Here is a 26,147-nt window from a genome sequence, read left to right as displayed (position 1 = left end):
GGTCTTATTCTACAAAGAGAAGTGAATGAGGAGCAAATGAGAAACCAAAACCACCAAACAACCTTGTTTTATATCTTCCTCTAAAAGCGCAGCGTCTTCTCGCCCTCTTTGTGCATAAATCACTAAAAGACCTTATTTAACAAAGAGAAGTGAGAGCTACGAGGCGCGAGTAAAATGCTAATGTCCATAAATACGCGATATGAAATCGCTGCTACGAAAGACATTTACTGCTAAAAACAGTTTTTTCACCACAGAGAATCCCGAGGCGCTTTGCGCTGCACAGAGATGGATTCATATCTTTTAAGTATTTCTCTGTTAACTCTGTGTTCTCGGTGGTAAATACTTATTTAGGCTTAACTCTGACGCGATATAAAATCGCTGCTACGAAAGACATTTACTGCTAAAAACAAATTAGCTCCCCCCGTAACCCGAACCTCGTAGCTCGCAGCTCGTAGCCCGAACCTCGTAGCTCGTAGCCCGCAGCCCAAACCTCTTAGCCCGTAGCCCGTACCCTAAGTTAAATTAATCGCCGAAAATGTTTAAACAAAAAAAGGCGCTTCCGATTAAGGTGAGCGCCTTTTTGTTATTTTAACTGCTTCTTATTTTACGATTTTCATTTCGTCTAATAAGTTTTGGGCGTTATCTACTTTATCCATAACCCACAGCATGTAGCGTGAATCTACATGGATTGAGCGATTTAGATCTGGGTTGTAATCCCAATCACCAATAATGCTTTCGTACACACCGTCAAACAGTAAACCCACCAGCTCAGCTTTACCATTTAGTGTTGGTGAACCTGAGTTACCGCCAGTTGTATCTACGTTTGATAAAAAGTTAACCGGTACGGTATTCATGCCACCTGTGTAATCACCATAAAGCTTCGCTTTAATTTGCTCTTGCAGCTTTTTAGGCGCATTAAATGGGTCAACATCGGTGTTTTTAGCAAGCAACCCTTCAAGTGAGGTAAACGGCGTGGCCACTAAACCATCTTGCGGAGAATACCCGCCTACCGTGCCGTAAGTTACACGTAATGTGCTATTTGCATCGGCGTAAACCGGTTTGTTTTGCGCTTTATTAAAGGCAATAATCGCACTCATTAACTCTGGGCGAGCGGCTTGTAACTTACCTGCAAGGGCTTTTGACTTATCTTCCTCAGCTTTCATTACCGTGAATATGGCTTTTGCATATTGCATGAATGGGTCTTGGCTTTGGTTTAATTGGCTAAGCGTTTGCTCAAATAATGAATTACGTACAATTTCGTTATCAAGCGTTGATTTAGCATACATTTCATCAAGTAATGCACTTTGTTTTGCTTTATCAAACCCATTTTCTAAAGCAAAGGCTTTATCAATTTCACTAAAACGCTCTGCTTTAGGTAATGCTGCATATTGCTCTAAAAAGTGCAGTAATATGGCTTTATCTACGTTTGCGTCAAAGCGGCGTGACATACGCTCTAAACCCGATTTAATACGCGGTAAATCACGTTCTTGATAACCCGATTCACGCTCGCTATTTGGCTTTTGTTTTTCATAAGCTAAACGGTATAAACGACGTGCCGTGCTGATCATTTGTGAACGGTGAACATAGCCTACCATACGGTCGCGCTCACTGTGCTCTTGCGATTGTGCAACAAGTGCTGATAACTCATTAAGTACATTACCGTAGCGCTGTTTACGTTCGCTATCGCTGTTTATCCAGCTTGTAAGTTCTTGTTCAAACTGCTTTTTACGCTCAAACATGGTGCCTTTTTTAAAGCTTTCGATCATCGAGCCATAGTTTTTAATGTAGTTGTTATAACCAGCTATGGTGCTTTCGTAAGCAATACGCGCTTTGCTGCCGTCTTCTGAGTTTTCTTCAATAAGTGACACGTATTTAGTATTGTGCATGCGCGCTTTAGGGTAGCTGTCGTTAAATACATAATCGACCTCTGCCGCAATACGGTAACGATTGGTTCGTCCTGGATAGCCAGTAACCATGACAAAATCACCCTCTTGCACGCCTTTAGCACTTACACTTAAGTAAGACTCAGGCACGTACGGTACGTTGTCTTCGCTGTATTCTGCTGGTTTGCCGTCTTTACCTACATAGGCGCGGTAAAAACCAAAATCGCCTGTGTGACGCGGCCACATCCAGTTATCGATATCGCCACCGTATTTACCTACGCCCATAGCAGGTGCATACGCTAAACGTACATCTTTAATTTCCAGCGATTTAATAAGGTAAAACTCTAAACCACCATGAAACGAATATACATTACAACGGTAGCTAGCATCAGCTTCACACTCTGCAACGAGGGCTTTTTGATTTTTTTCTAACGCATCGTAGCGTGCTTTTGCACTTAGCTCGTTAGTGCCGCTAATTACTTTATCAGTCACGTTGGTCACTGTTTCTGTAACGTACACACGTGAACCTGGCGCAGCAGGTAAATCTTCAGCCGGTGTTTTTGCTAAAAAGCCGTTTTCAAGTATGTTGTTTTCAGGCGTTGAATTATATTGCACTGAGCCATAAATACAGTGATGGTTAGTAACAACTAAGCCCTTTGGCGAAACAAACGAGGCTGTACATCCGCCTAAGCTAATAACTGCATTCATTGGAAATTCGGTTAATTTTGAAATTGAATCAACACTGATTTCAAGGCCTTTGGCTTTTAAAATTGATTCCAGCTCTGGTAGCTGATGAGGTTGCCACATACCTTCATCGGCATTGGCCGCAGAAGAAAGTGCCAGTGAACAGGTTGCTACCAAAGTGGCAACAAGAGGTTTTAAACGCATTATAGAATCCCTTTTATTATTGAACCTGCAGATTACTCATTAAGTATGAGTAAGGTCAACTGCGCTGAGATAAATTGTTACAATATAGCGCCCAATAAACAAAAAAGGAGCTAAGCTCCTTTTTAAACAATATGATATACGATGTTAGTCGTCTTTTTTCACATCATTTGGATGCGCTACACCCATCCATGCTTTAAATAATGCTTTTTGCTCATCAGTGGCATTTTTATTCGCAACCACTTTTTTAGGTTTATCGAAATCTTCAGACAACACAAGCTCAGTCGACATTAATGCATCACGACGAATAAAATCAACAGTAACTTTGTCGCCTGCTTTAAAGGTTTCTAGGCTGGCTGTTAAGTCTTTACCTACATGCTTTTTATTAATAGCAACGAGTTTATCGTCGGTGGTTAAGCCGCCTTGCCATGCTGCACCATCGCGGCGTACATGGGTAAGCGTAAGTAACTCGCCAGTATTTTTAGTAAATGCATCTAAGCTTGGTGTGGCGTTGGCTTTTTCTGGTAACTCAAAGCTTAAACCTACTTTTGCTAGCAGTGCATCAAAATCAAGGTTGGCTGGTGAGCTAACATTTGCCTGCCACCACGCGCTGTAATCACGCCCTGATAGTTGTTTTAAAATAGCCAGTACGTCTTGCTCAGTAAACCCTGCCGGTAATTTATGCTGTTTATAAAGCGCTTTATGTACATCTCTGTAGCTAATTTTACCTTGGCTATTTTCAAGTAGGTCGATATCTAACGCCATCGACAATAATGAACCTTCAAGATAAATATTAGTGCTGTAGTTACGTGCGTGATCGCCGCCTTGGTTTATCCATTTATCAAAACTGGTTTCGCTGGCACTTTGTACTTCACGCCCCGGTGTTGTGAGGTGGCGGTTAATGGTTTTGCTTAATACTTTAAAAAACTCATCGTTAGTTTGAATACCCGAACGCACTAATAAATGATCTTCAAAATAGCTGGTAGAGCCCTCTGCTATCCATAGCAATTTTGAATAATTAATATTAGTGTAGTCATATGGCGCAAGCCCTTTAGGACGGTACGCTTTTACATTCCAAGTATGAATAAACTCATGAGCTGCCGTACTTATAAAACCTAAATAGTCTTCACGTTTAGCAAAGCGGTCGCGTGGGCGCTGAATAATCGTTGAGTTTAAGTGCTCAGTTGCCCCGCTTGCGCCTGATGTAGCATGTACCATAAATACATAACGTTCATACGGGTAGCTGTCCCAAATCACATTGCCGGTAGCCACTAGCTTTTTCAAATCGGTTAGCATCAGTTCAATATCGTAATTGCCCTCACCCCATACCACCAGTTCGTACTCACGGCCATCAACTTCAAAAGTACGTAGCTCGTTAATACCGGTTTCGATTGGCGAATCAACTAATACATCGTAGTCACTGGCTTTAAAGCTGTGCTTATTTTTATAATTTTCCATGCCTGACACAGAGCGCCATGCTTTGGGGACGTTTAATTCAACCGTTACTGGCTCTTGGCGAAATGATTCGCTAAACATAAAAAAGCCTGATGCATCAATAAAGGCATGGCTGTCGTCAATATGGCGGGCGCGCTTACCTAGCTCATTGGCATACACTTGGTAATCTATATTTACTTCAGTGGGTTCATTTAAATGAACGCGCCATGTGCTGTGGTCAATCTTTTCCCACTTTAATGCATTACCTTCATCATCACTGGCTTTAAAGTAGCGAACGCCATTGGCAAGATTTAAAATTTCATAACGACCAGTGCGCCATGCTGGAAGTTTCACATCTAAGAAAGACTGCGCCGTTTTAGGAAATTCTACGTTCACATCACCTAAATGATGCTCTGGCTGAGAAATGTTTAAAGCGTAATTAACGTCGGCAAATACCGGTGCTGAACAGGCAGCTAAAATTGATAAGGCAAGTAGCTTTTTCATAAAGGCTCTTTTTTATATAACGTATTGTTGTGCCAAGGTTAACAAGACCCATTTTAAAAGTGAATTAAAAGCGATAAATACACTTATATTTAAGATCGTTCGTATTTTGTTGCTAAAAACATTAAGTTTTTGATCTCATACCTACTATTAATATGTTTTTGTTGTAAACTAAACCAATAAAGGTATTAAAATAATGGTGTGTAGGTGTCTAGGAGCTCCAATACGGTGGAACAAAAACTAAAACAAGCAATTGACAGTAGAAAAGTAATAGAAAGCGCTCGTAAACATCAAGTTGACACCCTTTCTAACTTTGCGGCTAAGTTATCTTTAAGCTGTAAAGGACTTGATATTGAGCTTGATAACCGCCTAGCAAAGTTCCGTAGCGCATTAAACAAAGGAATGGATTTTGAAGACTTCTCTCCTTTGGTAGATGATATTTTGGCCTTGCTAAAAAATCAGGAAGCGATTCAACTAGCGCATCAACGCGACCTGTTAACCAGCGTACAAAATGCAGGAAAACAGTTACAACAAACGAAAGGCCTGCCTGACGAAACCCGCAGAACGCTGCGTCATTTATTAGATAACCAACTTGACGATATACAATCGGTGCATGGGTTTATCCCAATATTAAACCAATTGATTACCTTTTATCATCAAGCTTTAATTGCTAAAAGCAATAATACCTTTGAACCACCCAATCTAAGTGTACTCACTGAAAAGCTGTTTAAATTAGTTAGTGAGCTCGTGCTAGAAGAAGAAGCCAACGAATCACTGTATTTAATAAAAAAACGCATTGCCAAAAATAAAGCCGTTGACCAGCTACTTGATGCCGCAATAGATGTGATTACTTTAATTGTTAAAAGTATTCACGTTGAACGTGAATCAGCGCAAAGCTTTTTAGCTTCATTAAACCAAACACTTGAAGAGCTGCATCGCTCATTGGTATCAACCAGTGAACACTCTGAATCAATGAATGTTGAATTTGACTCAATAAATCAACGCATTGGTGAAAAGCTAGAAAGTTTAAATACACAAACAAAAAATGCGACCTCAATCACAGCGTTAAAGCAGCTAGTTGAAAACGAGTTACGCTCACTCAGTGCAGATATTTTAGAAAAAGAGCAACTCGAACAAAAAGATCGCAGAATTTTAGTTGCCAGCTTTACGCAAATAAATGAAAGAATTAATAGCTTAGAAAACAAAGTCAGTAACTATAAAAAACGTTTAAATGAGCAACGATTTAAAAGCTTACTCGACAGCCTGACAAAACTGCCTAATCGCGCGGCATTTGATGAGCGTTACAACCACGAAATTAATTTATTTAACGAACAACCGTCAGACATAACGCTAGTTGTTATAGACGTCGACCATTTTAAATCAATCAACGATCGATTTGGCCATACTGCGGGCGATATTACTTTACAAGTTATTGCCAAAGCGCTGCAAAAGTCGATTAGGCAATCAGATTTTATTGCACGCTATGGCGGCGAAGAGTTTGTGCTATTAATGCCACGCACTTCACTTGAAAACGCGACAGCGCACCTCAATAAATTAAGACAGTCTATTAAAAAGATACCGTTTAAATTTAAAGACAAACAAATTGAAATTACTGTTTCGCTAGGCGCAACCCAATTTAAAGAGGGTGATACCCCTCTAAAAGCATTTGATAGAGCCGATCAAGCTTTATACGATGCTAAAAATTCAGGCCGGGATCGTCTGTGCATTAGTAAATAGTGTTATGCATTTCTACCTTTGAGTACAAGGCATAATTACGCAGTAAATTTACCCAAGAAGTATCAAGGAGAATGCCGATGCTAATACAGTTAAACCCAACAGGGGTATTAGATTTATTATCGCAGCTAGAAGTAGACCTACTAGAACAGTCATCAACAAGCGAACGCTACAGGTTATTCAGAAATTGTGTTTTAGCTGTGCTTAATGTAGGCAGCCATACCGATGTAAGTAACGATATATACGAAAAACATAAAGACTTTGATATTCGTTTGGTAAGCCGTGAACGCGGTATTAAAATTGAATTAGAGAACCCGCCGCAAACGGCCTTCGTTGACGGCCACATAGTCACCGGCATACATGAGCACATATTTTCGGTTATTCGCGATATCTTATTTATTTGCCAAAAGTATGAAAAAAATCTCCAAGAAACTAAAGCCATTACCCACATGGTTTTTGACATGCTTAGAAATGCCGACGCTCTTAAAGTAAATAGTGAACCTAACATGATTGTATGCTGGGGCGGCCACTCTATTAACGAAATAGAATATAAATACACTAAACAAGTAGGTTACGAATTAGGCTTACGCGGGTTAAATATTTGTACTGGCTGTGGGCCTGGTGCAATGAAAGGCCCGATGAAAGGCGCCACTATTGGTCATGCCAAACAACGTATAACTAACAACCGTTATTTAGGTTTAACTGAGCCCAGTATTATTGCAGCTGAGCCACCTAACCCGATTGTGAATGAACTGGTTATTTTACCCGATATTGAAAAGCGGCTTGAGGCCTTTGTTCGCACCGCTCATGCCATTATTATTTTTCCTGGTGGTGCAGGCACAGCAGAAGAACTATTGTATTTATTAGGTATTTTGTTGCACCCTGAAAACGAAAAGCAATGTTTACCTGTTATTCTTACCGGTCCAAAACAAAGTGAAGCTTACTTTGAGGAGCTGTGTCAATTCATTCAAATGACTTTAGGCGATGCAGCCCTAGATAAATTTGAAGTAATTATTGATGACCCTCAATTAGTAAGCCAAAAGTTAAAGTCGGCAATGAATGGTGTACGCGAATACCGTAAAAGCCAAGGAGATGCGTATTACTTTAACTGGACCTTGAAAATAGACAGTGATTTTCAGCAACCTTTTTACCCCTCTCATGAGGCTATGGCGTCGCTTGATTTACACCTTGATCAACCCAAACAACAGTTAGCGGCTAATTTACGCCGTGCGTTTTCGGGAATAGTGGCGGGAAATGTAAAAGAAGAAGGTTTAAATGCGATTAAAAAAGACGGCCCGTATATCCTCACTGGCGAGCCTGATTTAATGAAAGCAATGGACACACTTTTACAAGCGTTTGTAGAACAAGGTAGAATGAAGCTCCCTGGCAGTAAGTATATTCCTTGTTATACAATAAAAGCGTGAGTTTATAATTGAATCCCCATTTACTTCTTATTGATGCGCTTAATTTAATTAGGCGCATCTATGCTGTTGATGCTAACCAAACGCATCACAGCGACGAACATATGTTAAAAGCATGCTGCGCTCGAGTAGCACATGCCTGCAAAAAACTCATAACAACCACTAATGCAACCCATGCAATTGCTGTATTTGATGGCGATAAAAGTTGGCGCTATCACTTTTACAAAGATTACAAACATTCGCGCGCCCCGATGCCACAAACGTTAAAAGAAGCCTTGCCACATTTTAAAGCGGCCATTGAAGAAACCGGCATTGTGGTATTTGAGCCGACTAACGATGAAGCCGATGATATTATTGCAACATTAGCCCATAAAGCCGCCAACAATCAGATAAATAACACTATTGTCTCTACCGACAAAGGGTTTTTACCGCATTTAAATGAGCAAATTGAAGTGTATGATTACTTTAAAAAACAACAGCTCACACAGCAGCATATCCAAGAACGTTTTGGCGTGGCACAACACAAACTCATAGACTTTTGGGCCCTGGCAGGAGACAAAACCAATGACATTCCAGGTGTTAAAGGCATTGGTGTTAAATCGGCGCAACAATTGGTGAATCAGTACAACACTCTCGAAGAGGCATTAAGCGATGAATCATTAAGTGCGCGCTTACAAAAAAAGCTTGCTGATGATATGGATATGTTTGTTATTTCTAAACAACTGGTGAGTTTGCGTACTGATATCCACTTAGGCTTTAGTTTAAAGCAGTTAAGGCTGAATTAGTCGCAAGTTAATGGCACTGAACGTTCGCAATACGTATACTAGTAATAGTTATATTGGTCTGGGTAGGCAATGTTTAAAAAGTTTTTTAGGTATTTGATATTGGGATTAGGTTTATATGCACTGATAGCCACGTCGGTTATTATGTTTTATAAAGACGACCCACAAGCAATGATTTGGCAAGACCGCGAAGCATTCAATAAACGCTATATTGAAAAACTGCGCTTAGAAGATGCTTTTACGCTAAATGCTGTGCTTGAATATTTAGGCAGCCCAGATTTAACCTACGCCAAGCGCGATGGTGAACAGGTGTGGCAAGTTATATTTTATCGTACACAACATAAAACCTCGGATGGCATTACCACCATGGATGAATGTACCGGGTTATTATTTAAAAACGGCCAACTAATAATGTGGGGCCCAAGTGCTTATGAAAAATACCTTGAGCAAAATGATGGAACAATTTAATGGAAGCACCACTGTCGGGTAACCTAAAAAAGCTACTCGAAAGCACACAGTTGCTTTTAAGTTCACATAATAATAAAAACCAGTGGCATACTTTTTACCCGATTGTTTGTAAACTTGCAGAGCAATACGCAGCGTTCTATAAACAAAACCCAGCAGCGTTACAAGCTCAGCTCAATTTGTATAAAACACACTATAGCTTTGCAACCAATTTAGTGGTTAATCAATGTGTTTTAACTTGTGCATTAAGTGCTAGCCAAAATTACGATAAACACTTAACAGAGCTTTATATCAGTGCCTCATTGGTGGAACACCTTTGTGTTGCTAATCAGTTGAATAAACTAGCCCAACAGCAAACATTTACTAATACCGACACTAAAATGTGGCAGTTACGCCATAAACTCGCTGCCAAAGTGATATTGACATCACAACAACCAGCACATCAAATTGCCCATATTTTAGCTAAACTAGCCAAATACAAACACGCATTATTAAATACGCCTAAAGTCATGCTTTATGACGGAGCCAGTGTATTGGTTGCTCTGGCAAATATTTTGGCGCTTAACGTAACCTGCAACGCAAAACAGCAGCATATTAGTTTTTATAAAGCCGTAGCTGATTTGTACATAAGAACCCCCAACTCATTCGCACAGAGGCTATTAAAAGACTTAGTGGCACACGTTGGACAATATGTACCAGGTAGCCAAGTGGTTTATGCTGACCAAACAATGATTTATTTGGCTACAGATTCGGCAGGCCGTCATATTATCGTTAATAATGCCAATACAAAAATAGCCTGGTATCGAATAAAAGCATCATTAGAGGATGGCTCAAAGGCATGGCCGTGTAATGACGATCGCTTGTTTTTAAAAGTCTGGGACAGTGAGTATCTGCATATTGTTCATAAGAGTGACGATACACAGTCCTCTTTGTACGAATTAGTTAAACAAATAAAAAACCAACAAGAGTACAGTTACAAAGCATTAAATACATTACTTACCCCTTATCCTAATGTTATAAAATCAGTGTGCCATGCAGTAAAACAGTATAATAAAGAGCTGCAACCGGCAAAAGATTTAAGGCATAGCTTGTCTATGGTCGGTTACGATAAGGCCCCTGCGATTATTCAAGGCATGGTTTTCGAGCAGTTAGTAAATAGTATTGCCCATCCTATACATACATTTTTGTGTACCCGCATGGGTTGTTTAGTCAACATTGTAGAGCTGTTAGTAAAACACGATAAAAATTTGCAAAGTGAACGCATTAGTTTGAGCCTATATGCCTATTTATATTATCTATTAATTAATTACAGCCCAGAAGTTTCTAGAAAAATCACCTTAGACCAAACACCGAATAAATCCTTAGATACGCCAATATGCACATTTTTTGGCATAAACAATGTTGATACCCCTCATTTAACTAATGAGCTTAATGAATTACTTAGTAGCGACCCTTGGGCAATAGCGTTATTAAAAGCTGAAACATTGCCTAAAAAGCAGCTCGATGATAGCGCTAAGTTGTGGGCAGCTTTGAAAGTTGTAGCCCAGCGCGTACTTAAACCTAACCAGCCATTAACAGCATGGCAACAGCAGATATTAAATCAACAACTCACCCACCATGGCTGGAAAAGTGAGGTCATTTTTTATCAATCCCTGCAGCAATTAGGTCTGCACAATAGTATTTAGCTGACTTATTATCACTATAAATTAAAGTTATACCCTGTATTTGCAGTATAAACTGGCAAAATGTTCAATAAATTGGTATAAATGCCGGCTTAAATTTAGCACCCCTGTCATATAAGTAGTCTAAACTCTGTGAGTATTTTTTATTTATGTGTGTATCCAAATCTTTAAAGGAAAAGTTCATGGCCAAACAAACCATAACAGTGATCAAAGGCGACGGCATCGGCCCAAGCATTATCGACTCAGCACTTGAAATACTAAAAGCCGCAGGATGCGATTTTGATTATGAATTTGTTGACGCTGGCCTCGCTGCGCTTGAAAAAACGGGCGAATTGCTTCCACAAGAAACAATTGACACTATTGCTAAAAATAAAATCACTTTAAAAGGTCCATTAACGACCCCTGTAGGCGAAGGCTTTACATCAATCAATGTAACACTTCGTAAGCAGTTTGGTTTATACGCTAATGTTCGTCCTGTGAAGTCGTTCGCAGGTACTAAAGCACGTTACGATGACATTGATATTATTACTGTTCGTGAGAATACCCAAGGTATGTACTCAGGTGCAGGTCAAGTAGTGAGTGCTGATGGCAACGAAGCTGAGGCAATGTCTGTTATCACGCGTGAAGGCGCTGAAAAAATCGTTACTTTTGCATACGAGCTAGCTGTACGCGAAGGCCGTAAAAAAGTAACCGCTGTTCATAAAGCAAATATTTTAAAATCAACATCGGGTTTGTTCTTAAAAGTTGCTCGTGAAGTGGCTGAACGTTACCCTGAGATTGAATCAACTGAAATGATTGTTGATGCAACCTGTATGAAACTAGTAATGACACCGGAAGAGTTTGACGTAATTGTAACGACTAACCTATTCGGCGATATTTTATCTGATTTATGTGCTGGTTTAGTTGGTGGTTTAGGCATGGCGCCTGGTGCTAACATTGGTGAAGATGCGGCTATCTTTGAAGCTGTTCACGGTAGCGCACCTGATATTGCAGGTAAAAACCTAGCAAACCCAACGTCAGTTATTTTAGCGTCTATTCAAATGCTAGAGCATTTAAATATGGGCGATACGGCAGAGCGCATTCGTAGCGCAGTGGCTGATGTAATTAAATCAGGCGACCGTACTACTCGCGATTTAGGCGGCAGCCATGGTACAACTGACTTCACTCAGTCGGTAATCGACCGTCTGTAACAGTATAATTGAATTATAAAGCCAACATCTGTTGGCTTTTTTTATGCCTGCTCAAAACCGCTTGTATCACTTTAATGTAATTAATGTGTATTTAAGCCCCCTACTCCTTAAAATTAAAAATGCATAATTTCTGCTTTTAACGTGAGAATATTTCACAACAATTAGAATTTAAGATTAAAAAAGATATAAAAATGAATTTTTAATCCAAAAACTTTAGTTTTGGGTTGACATGAGCGCGCAAAAGCCTTAAAAATAACCACATACAAAAATTGTAATTTAAACAGCATTTTATTTTAAAGAGCAAAACATCATGAACACACAATTTCGTCTTTTAGTCTTACTCGTACTGGTCTTAGTGATAAGCCCAGCGGGGATGTATTAAAAGGTGAAACATGCTTTTTAAAACCCTCGCACTACGCGGGGGTTTTTTTTTGCATAAATCAGTCAACAGAGGAATGAGGATGAGTAAACAAGAATATAATGGCTCTGAATTGGTTGTTAAGTCATTAAAAGAGTTAAACGTTAAGTATATATTCGGTTACCCCGGTGGCTCAGTATTAGACTTATATGATGCGCTATTTCAGCAAGATGATATTGAACATATTTTAGTCCGTCATGAACAGGCCGCCACACACATGGCCGATGGTTACGCAAGAGCAACCGGTGAAGTCGGTGTTGTACTTGCCACTTCTGGACCAGGGGCAACAAACTGTGTAACAGGCATAGCAACTGCGTATATGGATTCTATTCCGATGGTGGTGTTATCAGGTCAAGTGCCAACCAACTTAATTGGCGATGACGCGTTTCAAGAAACGGATATTGTTGGCTGCTCTCGCCCGATTGTAAAGCATAGCTTTAATTGTAGAAGCGCTAGTGAAATCCCCAATATTCTTGCTAAAGCCTTTTATATTGCCAGCTCAGGTCGCCCAGGCCCAGTTGTCGTTGAACTTCCTAAAGACATGCTTAACCCTGAGCTAACCTTTGCTTACAACTTTCCAGCGGCAACAGAACTCAGAACCTACAACCCTAATACCAAGGGTCACTCTAAACAAATTCGTAAGGCCGTTACTGCTATTTTAGAAGCGAAAAAGCTGGTTATTTATTCTGGTGGCGGAATTGTGCTTTCAAATACATCAGAGCAACTAACCCACTTAGTCGAATCGCTTAATGCCCCTATTACCAATACCCTAATGGGACTAGGCGGTATATCAGGCATTCATCCTAACTTTATTGGTATGTTGGGTATGCACGGTACATTAGAAGCAAATAAAGCCATGGCCAATGCTGATGTTATTTTAGCCCTTGGCGCACGATTCGATGATCGGGTTACCAATAACGTGCAAAAGTTTTGCCCTAATGCCACTATCGTGCATGTAGATGTCGATCCGACTTCAATTTCCAAAACCATAAAAGCACATATTCCGGTTGTTGGCTGTTTAGCCACGGTACTTGAACAGTTACAAACTGCTATAGATAAAAGCCCAATAAAAATAGACCGCAGTGCACAAGAAGATTGGTGGCGACAAGTGATCAGTTGGCGCGAACAAAAATGCTTAAACTACAATACCGATGGCGATAAAATTAAACCTCAAGCAGTTATAGAGGCTATTTATAAAGCGACTAATGGTGATGCTTATGTCAGTTCAGATGTGGGCCAACACCAAATGTTTGCGGCGCAGTATTATCCATTTAAGCACCCTCGTCAGTGGATCAACTCAGGCGGCTTAGGCACCATGGGCTTTGGTTTACCGGCTGCAATGGGGGTTAAGCTCGCCTTTCCTGATAAAGAGTCTTTATGTGTGACTGGCGATGGCTCTATTCAAATGAACATTCAAGAGCTTTCTACCTGTTTACAATACAACTTAGCGGTAAAAGTGATCTCGTTAAATAACCGTTCACTAGGTATGGTTAGACAATGGCAAGATATGATTTATGGCGGCAGACACTCCTCTTCCTATATGGAATCACTTCCTGACTTTGTAAAACTTGTAGAAAGCTACGGCCATGTAGGAATACGAGTCAATACACTGGATGAATTACAGCCAGCAATAGATAAAGCCATGTCGATAACCGATAGATTAGTGTTTTTAGATATTTTAGTAGACGAAAAAGAACATGTTTACCCGATGCAAATTAAGCACGGTGGCATAGATGAAATGTGGTTAAGAAAAGGAGTAAAGGCATAATGCGTCGTATATTATCTATATTATTAGAAAATGAACCCGGTGCGTTATCACGTATAGTGGGGCTTTTTTCTCAACGAGCTTACAACATTGATAGTTTAACTGTTGGAACCACTGATGATGAATCACTCTCGCGTATTACTGTCACCACTAAAGGCGATGATAGAATTGTTGAGCAAATCACCAAACAGGTAAATAAACTGGTCGATGTACTTAAGGTAATTGATTTAACCGAAATGAGCCACATAGAGCGCGAACTGTTACTAGTAAAAGTATTTGCTCAAGATGAAGCTACACGAGCTGCTGTAACGCGGGTTGTAGATGTATTTCAGGGCGCTATTTTAGATATGGGGCGTCAAAGTTACAGCCTACAATTGGTAAGCAGCACCGATAAAATAGAGTCGTTTTTAGATACCTTACGTCATGAAACAGACATTATAGAAGTGGTTCGCTCTGGCGCGGTCGGCATTGGTCGCGGAGATAAGGCGCTTAAAGCTAAATAAGCGTTAAATTTACGGCAAAAAAAAGGGCTTAATAGCCCTTTTATTATTTTTATAAACCTAAACCTTATAGGTTTACTTGGTCTTTAAGACCTTTACCTGGTTTAAAGCTTGGAATAGTCGCTGCTGAAATTTGGATTTCTGCACCTGTTTGTGGGTTACGACCTGTGCGAGCAGCACGTTCTTTAACTGAAAAAGTACCAAAACCAACTAATGCAACAGAGTTGCCTTCTTTTAGTGAAGAAGTTACAGCGCCTGTGAATGCATCAAGTGCACGTGTAGCGGCTGCTTTAGAGATTTCTGCGTCAGTAGAGATTTTTTCAACTAGTTGAGCTTTGTTCATTATTAGATTCCTATTCGTTATTATTTTGCCTTCGCAAATCCTATCTTTATGCATTTTCGAAGAGTTAGCAACAGCAAATTACGTTTTTTATCTAAAATACTAAAAAATTAGTAAAATTATAATAATTCACTGTAAAATACAGCGAGTTGGGTTAACAAAAACTTAATTTAAGCACAAATATAGTGCAGCTATGCACTGTGATGAGTCGCTATATTTTTTCTATTACTAAGGTCACTTCCCCGACCTCAACGCCAAACTTAACAATAGATGTGCGGTTTATCAAGCGCGTGTTGGTGACTAAATACATCCAATCATCAAAGTTAACTTCAAAAGTGCTGCCATCGTAAGGAATTTCTACATTGTAGTTCCAATGAAAAACACTGCCTTCACTTTTGCCTGTGGCCGTGCCTAAAACATCAGAAGCAGTACCGGTTAACGTGTTGTCGTCGTTTAAGGTTATTTTCCAAATACGTTTTTGGGTTTCGCCGTCATCATAAACGAAGTCTTCCTCAATAACGCCTTGGTTGCCATCCCACGTAGCGCTCAAGTCTACAACAAGCTTTCGGGTTAATTCGCCTTTAAAGTCTTGTACAACACCGTAGGCTTTTAAATCGCCGCTAAAAAAAGTCTTAAAATCGAAATTAGGTTCTGAGCCTTTGTAATGCTCTACACTCGGCGCTGAACAACTTGCAATAAAGAAGCTTACTACCAGTAGCAAAGTTACTTTGATACGTTTTAGATTAATCATATTAAATCCCTAAAAGTTGATTTCTAATCGATGGTTCTGAGGTGTTCTCACTTAGCCAAATAGCTAAGAAGTCATCTGCAAAAGTGGTGTCTTCTATGCGGCCTATTTCATTGTCATTGTGAAAGAAAATACTGTGTCCTTGCTGATCGGTCAGTAAGGTTAACGATTCACCCTTTTTAATGTCTGGCCATATGGCTAATAATTTATCTGCATAGCGAGCTGATAATTGTGATTTACCTAAATGTTGCCATTGCTCTTTAGTGGCTTTTACAATGTCTTTAGCATCAAAGTCGCGCAGGTAAGTTAAAGTAAATTTAACCGGCGTTTGCTTGGGACTATAAGATCCAGAGGGAGTAAAAAGCGTTGCATCATAAACATCCCAAAAAAGGTATTCCATACGTGCCTCGCCCACTTTGTTAAACTGGGTATCAGCATAAGCAGCATGGTTAAACAGGGCATAAATTAGTACTAAATTTAAAAGCGTTTTCATAATCAGCTCCAAGCAGTAAATACAATTGTTTTATTGCTTAATAAACGCGCCAATTTTACCGTTAATAAATAAAATAACGCTAAACGTTGCAGCCCATAAAGCACCGTATAAAGGCCAAAATTGCCATAACGGCAAGCCGAGCTCTAACACATCGAATCGCGCCCCTGCCCAGTAACTTCCTGGTGCAAACACTAAGCATACAATAAACGCTTGCCAAGGTTTAATGGTTGTTAAAAACGACATAGAGGTGTTAATACATAGCAATAAAGCAGCCCATAAAAACACTAACCAAAGTGGAAATGGCGCTACTTTAAATTCAATCAGACCGAACTTAACCGCGATAAACTCACTTAGTAAGGCTAGTGGTAAGCACTTTAGAAGCAAAAAAGCATCCTGTTTTTTTTGCGCTGACAAATAAAACATTAATGCAATGACTACTGTTGAATAGACAATTGAATGCTGTTCAAGCAGTAGGCATAAAAACCACACTACTTGAAACAGTACAAAATTAATAAGCGAGTGCAATCTCATCATTACTACTCGTAAAACGGGGTTTGCGTGCCATTAAATGCACGGTGCTTGTTGCGCGAGTTCTAAATGCGCCCTCGCAATAAGCAAAATAAAATAGCCATAGACGGTAAAATCGCTCATCAAATTTATTACTATCGAGGTTTGGCCAACTTGCAATGAAACGATCTCGCCAATCAGCAAGGGTTCTTGCGTAGTGAGCACCAATATCGCTAACTGTGTGGATATTCATATCGGTATGATTTTTTATTTGCTCACTCATTTCGTTGAGCGAAGGCAAACACCCACCAGGGAAAATATATTGCTGAATAAAGTCAGAATTTTTTAAATAATGCTGGTAACGCTGGTCGCTAATTGTAATTGCTTGAATAAGCATAGCACCGTCGTCTTTTAATAGCTGACCGCACTGTGTGAAAAAACTAGGCAAGTACTCATGACCAACCGCTTCTATCATCTCAATTGATACTAGCTTATCGTATTTACCGGTTAGTAAACGGTAATCTTGTTTGAGTAAAGTTATTTTGTTTTCAAGCCCAAGCTCTTTAATTTTATTTGCAACATAATCGTGCTGTTCATCAGAGATGGTAGTGGTTGTTACATGGCAGTCGTAGTGAGTAGCCGCATAAATTGCAAATGCTCCCCAACCTGTACCAATTTCAATGACAGTGTCGCCTTGTTGTAACTCGACTTGTTCACAAATACGCTGTAGTTTGTATTGCTGTGCTTGCTCAAGGGTGGCGTCTTTACTTGGGTATACGGCACTTGAATAAAGCATTTCTTTGCTTAAAAAAGACTCGTATAAGTCATTGCCTAAGTCGTAGTGCGCAACAATATTCTTTTTAGAGCCCGAGTGAGAATTTTTATTTTTAATGTGGTTTATACGATGAGCAATGTTACTAAAAAAAGCGAATTTCTTTTCAAATGCGTCTAGTTGGTCTTGGTTAATTGCAAAAATTTCTATCAACCGAGTTAAGTTATCACACTGCCACTGCCCTAATATGTAAGATTCTCCCGCGCCAATACTTCCCGAGAGCGCAAATGCTTTATACATAGCAGTATCATTAACGGTTACCGTTACTTTAAGCTCTGATGACGTATCGCCAAATACAGACTGCTGATTATTGTCTACAAGCACTATTTGGCCTGTTTCAATAGACGAGAACGCTTTGAATACTAACTTCTTGTATAAGTTAGTAAACCAACTTGTGCGTTCTTGAACGCGTAAGCTCGATACCTTTTCCATACACTTACCTATATTATTGTTATTACTTGTTAAACAACATAAATTAATAAAAAATTATGATCTACCTGAATGACCTAAAAATGGGACTTTTTTAACAAATAGTTTAAACGCTTGGTAATAAATACCTTTGAAAATAGACCATGTCATTGCTGGAAAACGCTTAAGCAATTTACTCATTTGTTCACAGCTCAGTGTTTGACGCTGTAACCTTAGTGATGCGTCAAAAAGTAATTCGTCATCACGCTTATTTTCTATACGTATCAGTATATTGTCTTGCTTTTGTCGAACAGTCCAATGGTAGTTCATATCTAAGTTCATGAAAGGTGATACGGAAAAAACTTTCTTAAAGTTCACTTTTTTTTGTAGTGGAACCAAGTAGTAATGTCGTTCATTCCATGGGGTATTACTCACCTCAGCGACCATGTAGCTAAATTGATTATCGTCATGGCCAAAAAAATAAAAATTAACGGGGCTAAAGTAAATACCCAAGCAGCGTAACTGCCCTAACATATAAACATGACTGAACTTTTCTGTAACCCCTAGCGCAGCTAACTGAGCGTGAGCACGCTCTACAATGGGCTTATTGTCAGTGTTCGCCAATCCTTTCAAATAGTCAGACTGTTTAAATTTTAAAGCCTTAAATCCTGTGGTACCAAGTTGTTTATGTACCCCATTAAGTGCTTCGATGTTATTTAAGTCAACCCACATCATATAAAGCGGGTAATTAAACGCATGATGTTTAACAGCAAAACGGCGATGTTTAACATCGCCTAAATACACTGCATTAGTCAAACTCTACTCCAAGTTGCTTGGCCACATCAACGGCGCTGCGCACACCATCCTCATGAAAACCGTTGTACCAATACGCTCCGCAGAAGTACGTGTTATTTTGTCCATCAACGGTATGTTTTTGCTGTTGGGCGGCAATAGACTCTTGGTTAAATACAGGGTGGTGGTAGGTAAATTCACGTAAAATTTTACTCTGATTAATACCTTCTAAGTGGTTCAAGGTAACGCAGAACTGTGTATCTGATTTGATCCCTTGAAGTATATTCATTTGATACGTAACCACCGCCGCTTTATCGGTATTATTATTGAGCAAATAATTCCAACTTGCCCATGCGGCTTTTCTATCCGGTAATAATGATTCATCAGTGTGAAGTACTACTGAATTTTCTGTGTACGGGATAGCACCCAAAACAGTGGTTTCTTGCTCACAAGGATCGCCAAGCAAAGCTAAAGCTTGATCAGAGTGACAGGCAAAAATGACTTTATCAAACTGTGCTTGCTGATCATCTGCAAAGGTAATTGTTACGCCTTCTGCGTTTCTAGTGACAGACTTAATGTGACTGTTAAGTTTTATATTGTCGGCAAAACCGGCAATTAAAGGCTTAATGTATTCTCGCGAGCCACCGGGAATAACGTACCATTGAGGTCTATTGGCAATGTCTAGCAAACCATGGTTGAAGAAAAACTTTACAAAAAACTCAACCCCTACATTTTCCATTTCTTTAATGCTAGTAGACCAAATGGCAGCACCCATAGGTAAAATGTAGTGGTATTTAAAGAAATCATTAAAACGATGTTGTTGTAATAATTGACCTAGTGATTGCTCTGTGTAGTGACCTTTTGCGTGCAAAGCCTTACATAACTTATTAAAACGCACGATGTCATACAATAAACGCCAAAATTTAGGTCTAACTATATTTCTGCGCTGAGCAAATAAACTACTAAATGTATGCCCATTGTATTCAAAGCCGGTTGCTTCGTTATGCACACTAAAACTCATTTGTGTCGGTTTACGTTTTACACCAATGCGTTCAAGCAACTTTTCAAAATAAGGGTACGTTCTATCATTAAATACAATAAACCCCGTATCTACCGCGTAATTAATACCGCTGTGCTCTACATCTACAGTTGCGGTGTGACCACCAATATAATCATTTTTTTCAAATAATGTGACATCGTAATGCTTGTGCAGTAAATGCCCGCAGGTTAAACCTGATACGCCAGTCCCAATTATTGCTATTTTTTTCAACGGGTTAATCCTTTTGCAATTTTAAGCCAAAGCGAAAGTGGCAATATTCGCAATGCTTTAAGTATAAGTGTAAAACGATAGGGGAAATGAACTTCTTTGCGGCGTTTAGCGACGCCTTTTATTATATAGTCAGCCGCTTTTTCGGCTGTAACAGCCATCGGCATAGGGAAATCATTTTTATCAGTTAAAGGGGTTTTTACAAAACCAGGGTGTACTAATGTCACATCAACATCGGTTAAATCTATCGCTAGGCTCTTAGCTAAATAACTAACGCCTGCCTTTGATGCACCGTAGGCTTCTGAACGTGGTAATGGTAAATAAGTAACACTTGAACTAACCATTACTAATTGCCCGCCAGAGACTATTTTTGGTAAAAGCGCCTCTAAGCAGTAACCCATTGATAACAAGTTAACGTTAATAACGCGCTCAAATAAGGCGCTATCAAAATTACGTGCATCGTCAACATACTCGCAGTTGCCAGCATTAAGAATTACGCGGTCAAATTGTGGGTAGCCGAGAGTGGCAGCTTTTATATCTTGCAAATTGGTTGCATCAAACTGGCAGGTTTCTATGTTGTTATGTTTGGCAAGTTCAGCGAGCTTTTGCGTATTTCGTCCACACGCAATGACTGTATCACCCTGCTCAGCATACTTAATAGCAAGTTTCTCACCAATACCCGACGTTGCACCTGTAATAAGGGTAATCATAGTTAACCAGCCCTTTTATCAATAAAATTAATGATATTACCTAGTAATGGGATATGCTTGTATAACAGCTCACCAGCATTAAAGTAATCTCGATGTTTTACAATCTTGTCGCCTTCAAATACCAACTTGCTGTGCCCTTGCACTGTGATGGTTTTACCGGCATTCAGTTTTGGGTGAGAGTAATACATTGTCCAATACACAAATGCGTTATTATCGTTGGTAAATGAATCGGTTATGTCAAATCGACAATCCTTAACATTACTGTATAAACCACAAAAATAACGCCTTAAATCTTCTAGACCATTAATTTCGTGCAGCGGATCTATAAATTGTATATTTTTTGCATAAATTTCGGTTAATAACTCAAGGTTATTTTTATCAAGCTTTTGATATATTTCTACAAATTTATCGACTGATAATTGGTTATCCATATCACACCTTAAATGCATCTAAAGCCCTAGCTCGTGCTGCTTTATGATCAACAATTGCCGGCCAGTAACAGTGTTCACTTTGCCCCGTTGCTGCTAAATAGGTATGAGGAAAATGAATGTGTTTATCTGGGACTTTTTCTAATTCAGGCAGATATTTACGAATAAATTGACCACTTGGATCAAAGCGTTCACTTTGAGTAATAGGGTTAAACACTCTAAAATAAGGCTGTGCATCACAGCCTGTACTTGCCGCCCATTGCCAGCCGCCATTATTCGAGGCTAAATCACCATCAATAAGGTGCTGCATAAAAAACTGCTCGCCCTTACGCCAGTCGATTAAAAGATGTTTAGTTAAGAAACTTGCCACTACCATTCGCAAACGGTTGTGCATCCAACCAGTTTGCAATAGCTGTTGCATGGCAGCATCAACAAGTGGATAGCCAGTGCGGCCTTCACACCAAAGCTTAAACTCAGCCTCATTATCACGCCAAACAACACTATCGTACTTTTCGTTGAAATTAGCACCGCGCGATAATTTAGGAAATTCGGCAATGAGGTGTTTATAAAATTCACGCCAAATCAGCTCGTTCACCCACGTAAAGGTTTTACTTTTTGAGGTAGTCAAAATATCTGGATACTGCTGTTGTATGTTGACCATTAACTGCTTACTGCTAACAACCCCTAATGCTAAATATGGGCTTAAACCCGATGTTCCTTTTACACTAGGTATATCGCGTACATCATCATAACTTGCTAATTTATCATGGATAAAATTATCGACCACACTCGCTAAGGTGTCGTCATCAACCGGCCATTTCTTTGAACTGTCATCACTGCTGAGTAATTCACACGATTCAATATCAATAGGGTTTGAAGATAATGGCCACGACACCAAGCTAAAGTGAGTATCTTGATACTGTTTTAACCACGCCCGCTTAAAAGGCGTAAACACTTTATACATTTCATTGTTTTGAGTGCGTACACTGCCAACAGGTGCAATGATGTCACCTTCGTATAAAGTAAATGTTATTTGCTGTTGATCGCATTGCGCTTGAATCGCTTTATCTCTATTAAACTCATTAAGCTCATATTCTTTATTGGCTATTATGTGTTTAATCTCATACTGCTGACAAAAATCGAGAAGCTTAGTTTGGCAGTCTGTGAAATAAGGAGCCTCTATCACGTGTAAATTAATGCCATACTCAGCTAATTTTTCACGTATGTAACTGACTCTGCGTTTTAGTAAATCAATTTGAATTGGGGCAGTGTTATGCTGTGCCCATTGTTTTTCGCACACAAAAAAAATGGTGTGTTTAGCACCATTATTTAACGCTTCAATAAGCGCTTCGTTTGAAAAAAGGCGCAAATCACGCCTAAACCAAAATAGTGTATTCATTACAAACCGTAACGTAACTTTAATTCATTAGGATAAGGGTTAAAGTATATTTGCTTGCTTAAATATTCATTAGGATGAACCTTTAAATGATGCTTAAGTAAGGTTAGTGGTACATAAAGCGGTACCAACCCTTGGCGATATTCGTCTATTGCATCTCGCATTTCTTCTTTTTCGATTTTCGATAAATCTCTTTTGAAGTAACCTTGCAAGTGCATTAAAGTATTTGAATTGTTTTTTCTTGACGCAGGACGTTTCAACGCGGTCATTAAACCGAGAATATACTCATCGGCTAATGCGTTTATATCATCACCTAAATAAGTACCAAGCAAGTGGCCTAAGTCACGGTAAGCTTGATAGTTATGAGCCATCAACAAGTATTTGTATTGCGCGTGAAACTGAGTTAACCGATGAACTGTAATGGGTTCTTTCACCAACTGCTGCCAGTTATATAATGTATAAACACGCATAACAAAATTTTCGCGTAAATGAACGTCGTTCAAGCGACCGTTTTCTTCACAGGGCAGTAATGGGTTGTGTTTCATGATTTGTTCTGCAAAAAAACCAATCCCTTCAGAGGTGTTACCGGTTCCTGCTTCATTATAAATTTTAACGCGCTCCATGCCGCAACTCGGGCTTTTAGCACAAAAAACAAACCCACTTAAATGACCAGCTTGCTCTGTGGCTATTTTTTTGCCGTATTCTGTTAGCTGAGGGCCAACATCACCTGTACCATCTGGACGACACACTTTAATAGTATCAGCAGTTCTTACTTGACGAATTGTCGGGCGCGGTATAGGTAAGCCAACCGCAACCTCAGGACAATACATTTTATATTCAACATGTTTTGCCAGCTCTTCCATACAAAAGTTAGATTTTTTGTGGCCGCTGTCAAATCTTACCTTTTCGCCTGCTAAGCAGGCGCTAATACCTATTTTTATTGTATCTGTTTGCATAGATTCTCTTAATAAATCAAGCTGCCAATTGGATTAAGCAACTTGCTAAGTCCTTTATTGAAATGTAGCGCACTACTGACTACAGTAAAGCACAAACATCCCTCTTTTGTTAAAGGAGTATGTTGATGACGGCCATCTTGCCAAATAAAATCACCTGGTACATAACTGCCTTCTTCATCTGTAAATTCGCCATCAAGAAGTAGCGTAACTTCAAAACCTGTATGTGTATGCTCAGGAATTTCACCGCCTGCGTCTATGTGCAATAAACTCGAGCGCAAATGCCCATCGTCAAGCGCTATACGTGAACGAGCAAGCTTACCTACTTGTGTAAATTTGCTATGAGAAATACGTGTTAATGCTCTTGGTAAGCTGTAATTATAGTCATTCACTTCAATAGTGACAGGTTCAACGGCATAAACTTCATCAATCGAATCGTCTGACGTGATTAATTCAAGCAACCCTGAGTCCGCTATATCGTCGCTTTGCTCATCGTTATTAACATTCATGTTGTCACTAAACACTGCTTTTGCATTACTTGCCTCGAGTTTTTCAACCTCAGCTTGGCATATTGGGCACATATCTACATGAATAGATACGGCTAAGCTTAGTGATGCGGGAAGTGTTGCTGCACAGTATTGTGTCAGTAGTGTTTCACTCGGGTGATGTTTAATCATGCTGATCTCCCATTTCATTACGTAATTTCTGCAAGGCTAAACGTAATCGTGATTTTACCGTGCCTACTGGAATGTTTAATTGTTGAGCAAGCTGCTCTTGCGACATATCTTGAAAGTAAACACCGCGTACCACTTCTCTTTGTGCTTGTGGCAGTTTATCTAGGTAGCGCTTAATTTGTTTATCTTCAAGGTGGTCACTGTATTCGTGATGTGTATCTTCTGATTCATTCAATAACGGCCAGATGTCTTCACTGATATTTTCTTCTTTGTTGCTTTTCATTTTTCGAAGCATATCAAAGGACGCATTACGCATTACCGTATAAACCCAAGTAGTGGCTGCGCCTTTGTCGCTGTTGTACAAATGCGCTTTTCGCCACACTGAAGTGAGCGTTTCTTGCACCAACTCCATTGCTTGGGCCTCTACACCAAACTGCTTAATGCCAAAGCGTTTGATCTTTGGTGCAAAATATTCAAACAAGTACGCGAAAGATTTTTTATCGCGAGATTGGGCTACATTAACTAATGCTTCCCTGAGTTCCGTACTTGGCGTTTCTGGCATGGCAGTATACTTACCTGTGTTAGGTTCACAACGTAATGTTTGTTGTTGACTTACCATAGTAAAATGTCCCGTTATAGCTTTTGTAAGTACCATTACGAGCTAAGAATGTAAGCGGATCAAAATTATTTTAGGCAAATTCGTTATTAATCACAGTATGGAGGAAATTCAGCAAGTTATCAAAATTAGTTTCAAATGCAAGTTGTTGTTTTTTCTCAATAGAAATAGGGAGAAGCTCAAGCCATCTGGCAACAACCCAAGTAAGTTGATTAAACTGGGTATGTTTATAAAGAGACTGTAGCTGTGGGTTATTAGAGAATACTTCTTCTAGTGCCACTTGAAGTAGTTGATGTTCACCAATGTCATGATTACTGCTATTGTACCAATAAGGTGTATTGCACGCAGAGACCTCGCCATGGCGTAACTCCTGTACGTCTTGGTACACGTTATCTAGTTGCACACTTTTTGATGCAAAAACATCAATCAACAGCATACCGCTTTCGTCTTGATCAAAATCAATAATATCCATTAAACACCCTTGGGCGCTTATATTAAATGGTGTGTCGTGTTCGAAGGTGCAAAGTACAAAACCGCTGTTTGTTTTTAATGCGTTTTTAACCATCGTCAAATAACGAGGCTCAAATATACGTAATCGCGTATAGCCTTCAGGTAATATAAAAATCGGTAATGGGAAAATCGCACGTTTCATAAAGTCTACTTCTTTCAAACACTCTGCCTTTATTTACGTGCGCTCTATTGAAGTCGATCAGCTTTAGTTACATCGATTGTTTTACCGTGTAAGTGCATTCGCTAATTAAACCTCGTTCCCACATTTTTTATCATGTAAGCGATGTAATATACACTCAGTACACTTGCCACTGGCGCCAACATCAGGGCTAACAATTCGAACTCGCTGTTCATCACTTATTCCCTATTTTTATTGCTTTTGTTGTGTTTTTACTACAAGTTGCTTTTCATCAATGCCACTATTATCAACAACTGGGTTGGTTTGTAGTAAACCATCTAAAATAGCTTGGGCATCAAAAGAAACGGCTTCTTTTACTGACTGTTCAAGTTCATGGGTTGCTTGTGATACATAAGTTGTCACCGTTTTAGTCAACATATCTGTAATATCTAAATCGACCTCTGTTGCATGTACTTGAGATGAACCTAATAAAAGTAAACTAGCCAGTGTCATGTTAATTGAAGTTTTCATAATGTTATTCCTTGTTTGTTTATTGGTTAATACACCTAGATACAATCAAGGGCTGTGCCATAAAGAAAAAAATCAATAAACCTTTGTTTTATAAGGATATAAAATAAAAATGTTAAGGTTTGCAAAATATGTATTAGTTAATTTAACTAACAATTTAAAAAATA

25 protein-coding genes are annotated in these 26,147 nt (G+C 39.4%); 8 read left to right on the top strand and 17 right to left on the bottom strand.

Annotation, left to right across the window (positions count from 1 at the left end):
- Positions 1-599 precede the first annotated feature (599 nt).
- Together PISS_RS18375 and PISS_RS18370 are read right to left on the bottom strand one after the other, a co-directional pair.
- Positions 600-2,771 (bottom strand): S46 family peptidase, encoded by a 2,172-nt coding sequence (locus tag PISS_RS18375; protein ID WP_058156014.1) that lies wholly within the window; start codon positions 2,769-2,771, stop codon positions 600-602.
- A gap of 144 nt (positions 2,772-2,915) precedes the next feature.
- Positions 2,916-4,706, bottom strand: a complete 1,791-nt coding sequence (locus PISS_RS18370; protein WP_058156012.1) for a M61 family metallopeptidase — start codon at positions 4,704-4,706, stop codon at positions 2,916-2,918.
- A gap of 225 nt (positions 4,707-4,931) precedes the next feature.
- On the opposite strand from PISS_RS18370, the gene PISS_RS18365 reads away from it, so the two are divergent.
- From PISS_RS18365 to ilvN, 8 genes are all read left to right on the top strand, one after another.
- Entirely contained in the window at positions 4,932-6,440 is a 1,509-nt protein-coding gene (locus PISS_RS18365) for a GGDEF domain-containing protein (RefSeq protein ID WP_013463272.1), read from the top strand.
- Between the two features lie 77 nt (positions 6,441-6,517).
- Positions 6,518-7,861 carry a nucleotide 5'-monophosphate nucleosidase PpnN gene (gene ppnN, locus PISS_RS18360; RefSeq protein ID WP_058156011.1) on the top strand — a complete coding sequence of 448 codons (1,344 nt, stop codon included), beginning with the start codon at positions 6,518-6,520 and terminating at the stop codon, positions 7,859-7,861.
- 8 nt (positions 7,862-7,869) lie between these two features.
- Positions 7,870-8,643 (top strand): flap endonuclease Xni, encoded by a 774-nt coding sequence (gene xni / locus PISS_RS18355; protein ID WP_013463270.1) that lies wholly within the window; start codon positions 7,870-7,872, stop codon positions 8,641-8,643.
- 69 nt (positions 8,644-8,712) lie between these two features.
- Positions 8,713-9,108, top strand: a complete 396-nt coding sequence (locus tag PISS_RS18350; protein ID WP_024600863.1) for a DUF3192 domain-containing protein — start codon at positions 8,713-8,715, stop codon at positions 9,106-9,108.
- Positions 9,108-10,790, top strand: coding sequence for a hypothetical protein (locus PISS_RS18345; RefSeq protein WP_058156009.1), 1,683 nt, complete (start codon positions 9,108-9,110; stop codon positions 10,788-10,790). Before PISS_RS18350 ends, PISS_RS18345 begins: the two co-directional genes overlap by 1 nt.
- A 179-nt stretch (positions 10,791-10,969) precedes the next feature.
- Positions 10,970-11,977, top strand: coding sequence for an isocitrate dehydrogenase (locus PISS_RS18340; protein WP_013463267.1), 1,008 nt, complete (start codon positions 10,970-10,972; stop codon positions 11,975-11,977).
- A 461-nt stretch (positions 11,978-12,438) separates the two neighbouring features.
- Positions 12,439-14,163: an acetolactate synthase 3 large subunit gene (locus PISS_RS18335; protein WP_013463266.1), complete on the top strand. Its 1,725-nt coding sequence runs from the start codon at positions 12,439-12,441 to the stop codon at positions 14,161-14,163.
- Complete coding sequence (ilvN, locus tag PISS_RS18330; RefSeq protein WP_013463265.1) at positions 14,163-14,663, top strand: acetolactate synthase small subunit; 501 nt, start codon at positions 14,163-14,165, stop codon at positions 14,661-14,663. The genes PISS_RS18335 and ilvN overlap by 1 nt, the downstream gene beginning before the upstream one ends.
- A gap of 64 nt (positions 14,664-14,727) precedes the next feature.
- Here ilvN and PISS_RS18325 read toward each other — a convergent pair whose 3' ends face one another.
- The 15 genes from PISS_RS18325 to PISS_RS18255 all read right to left on the bottom strand — a co-directional run bounded on the left by PISS_RS18325 (position 14,728) and on the right by PISS_RS18255 (position 25,983).
- Positions 14,728-15,003 carry an HU family DNA-binding protein gene (locus tag PISS_RS18325; RefSeq protein ID WP_008112559.1) on the bottom strand — a complete coding sequence of 92 codons (276 nt, stop codon included), beginning with the start codon at positions 15,001-15,003 and terminating at the stop codon, positions 14,728-14,730.
- A gap of 208 nt (positions 15,004-15,211) precedes the next feature.
- Complete coding sequence (locus PISS_RS18320) at positions 15,212-15,751, bottom strand: DUF3833 domain-containing protein (protein ID WP_013463264.1); 540 nt, start codon at positions 15,749-15,751, stop codon at positions 15,212-15,214.
- A gap of 1 nt (position 15,752) precedes the next feature.
- Positions 15,753-16,241, bottom strand: a complete 489-nt coding sequence (locus PISS_RS18315) for a chalcone isomerase family protein (protein ID WP_013463263.1) — start codon at positions 16,239-16,241, stop codon at positions 15,753-15,755.
- Positions 16,242-16,271: 30 nt separating this feature from the next.
- Positions 16,272-16,772, bottom strand: coding sequence for a DUF2878 domain-containing protein (locus PISS_RS18310; RefSeq protein WP_013463262.1), 501 nt, complete (start codon positions 16,770-16,772; stop codon positions 16,272-16,274).
- The gene (locus PISS_RS18305; RefSeq protein ID WP_033104221.1) at positions 16,750-18,012 is read right to left on the bottom strand and encodes an SAM-dependent methyltransferase; all 1,263 of its coding nucleotides are present in this window, start codon (positions 18,010-18,012) and stop codon (positions 16,750-16,752) included. The genes PISS_RS18310 and PISS_RS18305 overlap by 23 nt, the downstream gene beginning before the upstream one ends.
- 54 nt (positions 18,013-18,066) lie before the next feature.
- Positions 18,067-18,804, bottom strand: a complete 738-nt coding sequence (locus PISS_RS18300; protein ID WP_058156007.1) for a DUF1365 domain-containing protein — start codon at positions 18,802-18,804, stop codon at positions 18,067-18,069.
- Complete coding sequence (locus tag PISS_RS18295; RefSeq protein ID WP_036954817.1) at positions 18,797-20,050, bottom strand: NAD(P)/FAD-dependent oxidoreductase; 1,254 nt, start codon at positions 20,048-20,050, stop codon at positions 18,797-18,799. Before PISS_RS18295 ends, PISS_RS18300 begins: the two co-directional genes overlap by 8 nt.
- Positions 20,047-20,757 (bottom strand): SDR family NAD(P)-dependent oxidoreductase, encoded by a 711-nt coding sequence (locus PISS_RS18290; RefSeq protein WP_058156005.1) that lies wholly within the window; start codon positions 20,755-20,757, stop codon positions 20,047-20,049. Before PISS_RS18290 ends, PISS_RS18295 begins: the two co-directional genes overlap by 4 nt.
- 2 nt (positions 20,758-20,759) lie before the next feature.
- Positions 20,760-21,188 carry a nuclear transport factor 2 family protein gene (locus tag PISS_RS18285; RefSeq protein ID WP_013463257.1) on the bottom strand — a complete coding sequence of 143 codons (429 nt, stop codon included), beginning with the start codon at positions 21,186-21,188 and terminating at the stop codon, positions 20,760-20,762.
- A gap of 1 nt (position 21,189) precedes the next feature.
- A complete protein-coding gene (gene phrB / locus PISS_RS18280; protein WP_036954823.1) occupies positions 21,190-22,584 on the bottom strand; it encodes a deoxyribodipyrimidine photo-lyase in 1,395 nt (464 codons plus the stop codon).
- Complete coding sequence (locus PISS_RS18275; RefSeq protein WP_013463255.1) at positions 22,584-23,537, bottom strand: YbgA family protein; 954 nt, start codon at positions 23,535-23,537, stop codon at positions 22,584-22,586. The genes phrB and PISS_RS18275 overlap by 1 nt, the downstream gene beginning before the upstream one ends.
- Positions 23,538-23,545: 8 nt before the next feature.
- Positions 23,546-24,211, bottom strand: a complete 666-nt coding sequence (locus PISS_RS18270) for a ChrR family anti-sigma-E factor (protein ID WP_013463254.1) — start codon at positions 24,209-24,211, stop codon at positions 23,546-23,548.
- Positions 24,204-24,827, bottom strand: a complete 624-nt coding sequence (locus tag PISS_RS18265; RefSeq protein ID WP_013463253.1) for a sigma-70 family RNA polymerase sigma factor — start codon at positions 24,825-24,827, stop codon at positions 24,204-24,206. Before PISS_RS18265 ends, PISS_RS18270 begins: the two co-directional genes overlap by 8 nt.
- Before the next feature lie 70 nt (positions 24,828-24,897).
- Positions 24,898-25,476: an LON peptidase substrate-binding domain-containing protein gene (locus tag PISS_RS18260; RefSeq protein ID WP_198147832.1), complete on the bottom strand. Its 579-nt coding sequence runs from the start codon at positions 25,474-25,476 to the stop codon at positions 24,898-24,900.
- 228 nt (positions 25,477-25,704) lie between these two features.
- Complete coding sequence (locus PISS_RS18255) at positions 25,705-25,983, bottom strand: hypothetical protein (RefSeq protein WP_013463251.1); 279 nt, start codon at positions 25,981-25,983, stop codon at positions 25,705-25,707.
- Between the last annotated feature and the right edge of the window lie 164 nt (positions 25,984-26,147).

Source organism: Pseudoalteromonas issachenkonii (assembly GCF_002310795.1).
Lineage (GTDB): Bacteria > Pseudomonadota > Gammaproteobacteria > Enterobacterales > Alteromonadaceae > Pseudoalteromonas > Pseudoalteromonas tetraodonis.
This window is presented reverse-complemented; position numbering and strand designations above follow the sequence as displayed.

Excerpts from the sequence above, each read along its gene's own strand:
- PISS_RS18375 (WP_058156014.1), bottom strand. The coding sequence starts at position 2,771 with ATGCGTTTAAAACCTCTTGTTGCCACTTTGGTAGCAACCTGTTCACTG.
- PISS_RS18370 (WP_058156012.1), bottom strand. The coding sequence starts at position 4,706 with ATGAAAAAGCTACTTGCCTTATCAATTTTAGCTGCCTGTTCAGCACCG.
- ppnN (WP_058156011.1), top strand. The coding sequence starts at position 6,518 with ATGCTAATACAGTTAAACCCAACAGGGGTATTAGATTTATTATCGCAG.
- PISS_RS18350 (WP_024600863.1), top strand. The coding sequence starts at position 8,713 with ATGTTTAAAAAGTTTTTTAGGTATTTGATATTGGGATTAGGTTTATAT.
- PISS_RS18345 (WP_058156009.1), top strand. The coding sequence starts at position 9,108 with ATGGAAGCACCACTGTCGGGTAACCTAAAAAAGCTACTCGAAAGCACA.
- PISS_RS18340 (WP_013463267.1), top strand. The coding sequence starts at position 10,970 with ATGGCCAAACAAACCATAACAGTGATCAAAGGCGACGGCATCGGCCCA.
- PISS_RS18335 (WP_013463266.1), top strand. The coding sequence starts at position 12,439 with ATGAGTAAACAAGAATATAATGGCTCTGAATTGGTTGTTAAGTCATTA.
- ilvN (WP_013463265.1), top strand. The coding sequence starts at position 14,163 with ATGCGTCGTATATTATCTATATTATTAGAAAATGAACCCGGTGCGTTA.
- PISS_RS18325 (WP_008112559.1), bottom strand. The coding sequence starts at position 15,003 with ATGAACAAAGCTCAACTAGTTGAAAAAATCTCTACTGACGCAGAAATC.
- PISS_RS18320 (WP_013463264.1), bottom strand. The coding sequence starts at position 15,751 with ATGATTAATCTAAAACGTATCAAAGTAACTTTGCTACTGGTAGTAAGC.
- PISS_RS18315 (WP_013463263.1), bottom strand. The coding sequence starts at position 16,241 with ATGAAAACGCTTTTAAATTTAGTACTAATTTATGCCCTGTTTAACCAT.
- PISS_RS18310 (WP_013463262.1), bottom strand. The coding sequence starts at position 16,772 with ATGAGATTGCACTCGCTTATTAATTTTGTACTGTTTCAAGTAGTGTGG.
- PISS_RS18305 (WP_033104221.1), bottom strand. The coding sequence starts at position 18,012 with ATGGAAAAGGTATCGAGCTTACGCGTTCAAGAACGCACAAGTTGGTTT.
- PISS_RS18290 (WP_058156005.1), bottom strand. The coding sequence starts at position 20,757 with ATGATTACCCTTATTACAGGTGCAACGTCGGGTATTGGTGAGAAACTT.
- PISS_RS18285 (WP_013463257.1), bottom strand. The coding sequence starts at position 21,188 with ATGGATAACCAATTATCAGTCGATAAATTTGTAGAAATATATCAAAAG.
- phrB (WP_036954823.1), bottom strand. The coding sequence starts at position 22,584 with ATGAATACACTATTTTGGTTTAGGCGTGATTTGCGCCTTTTTTCAAAC.
- PISS_RS18275 (WP_013463255.1), bottom strand. The coding sequence starts at position 23,537 with ATGCAAACAGATACAATAAAAATAGGTATTAGCGCCTGCTTAGCAGGC.
- PISS_RS18270 (WP_013463254.1), bottom strand. The coding sequence starts at position 24,211 with ATGATTAAACATCACCCGAGTGAAACACTACTGACACAATACTGTGCA.
- PISS_RS18265 (WP_013463253.1), bottom strand. The coding sequence starts at position 24,827 with ATGGTAAGTCAACAACAAACATTACGTTGTGAACCTAACACAGGTAAG.
- PISS_RS18260 (WP_198147832.1), bottom strand. The coding sequence starts at position 25,476 with ATGAAACGTGCGATTTTCCCATTACCGATTTTTATATTACCTGAAGGC.
- PISS_RS18255 (WP_013463251.1), bottom strand. The coding sequence starts at position 25,983 with ATGAAAACTTCAATTAACATGACACTGGCTAGTTTACTTTTATTAGGT.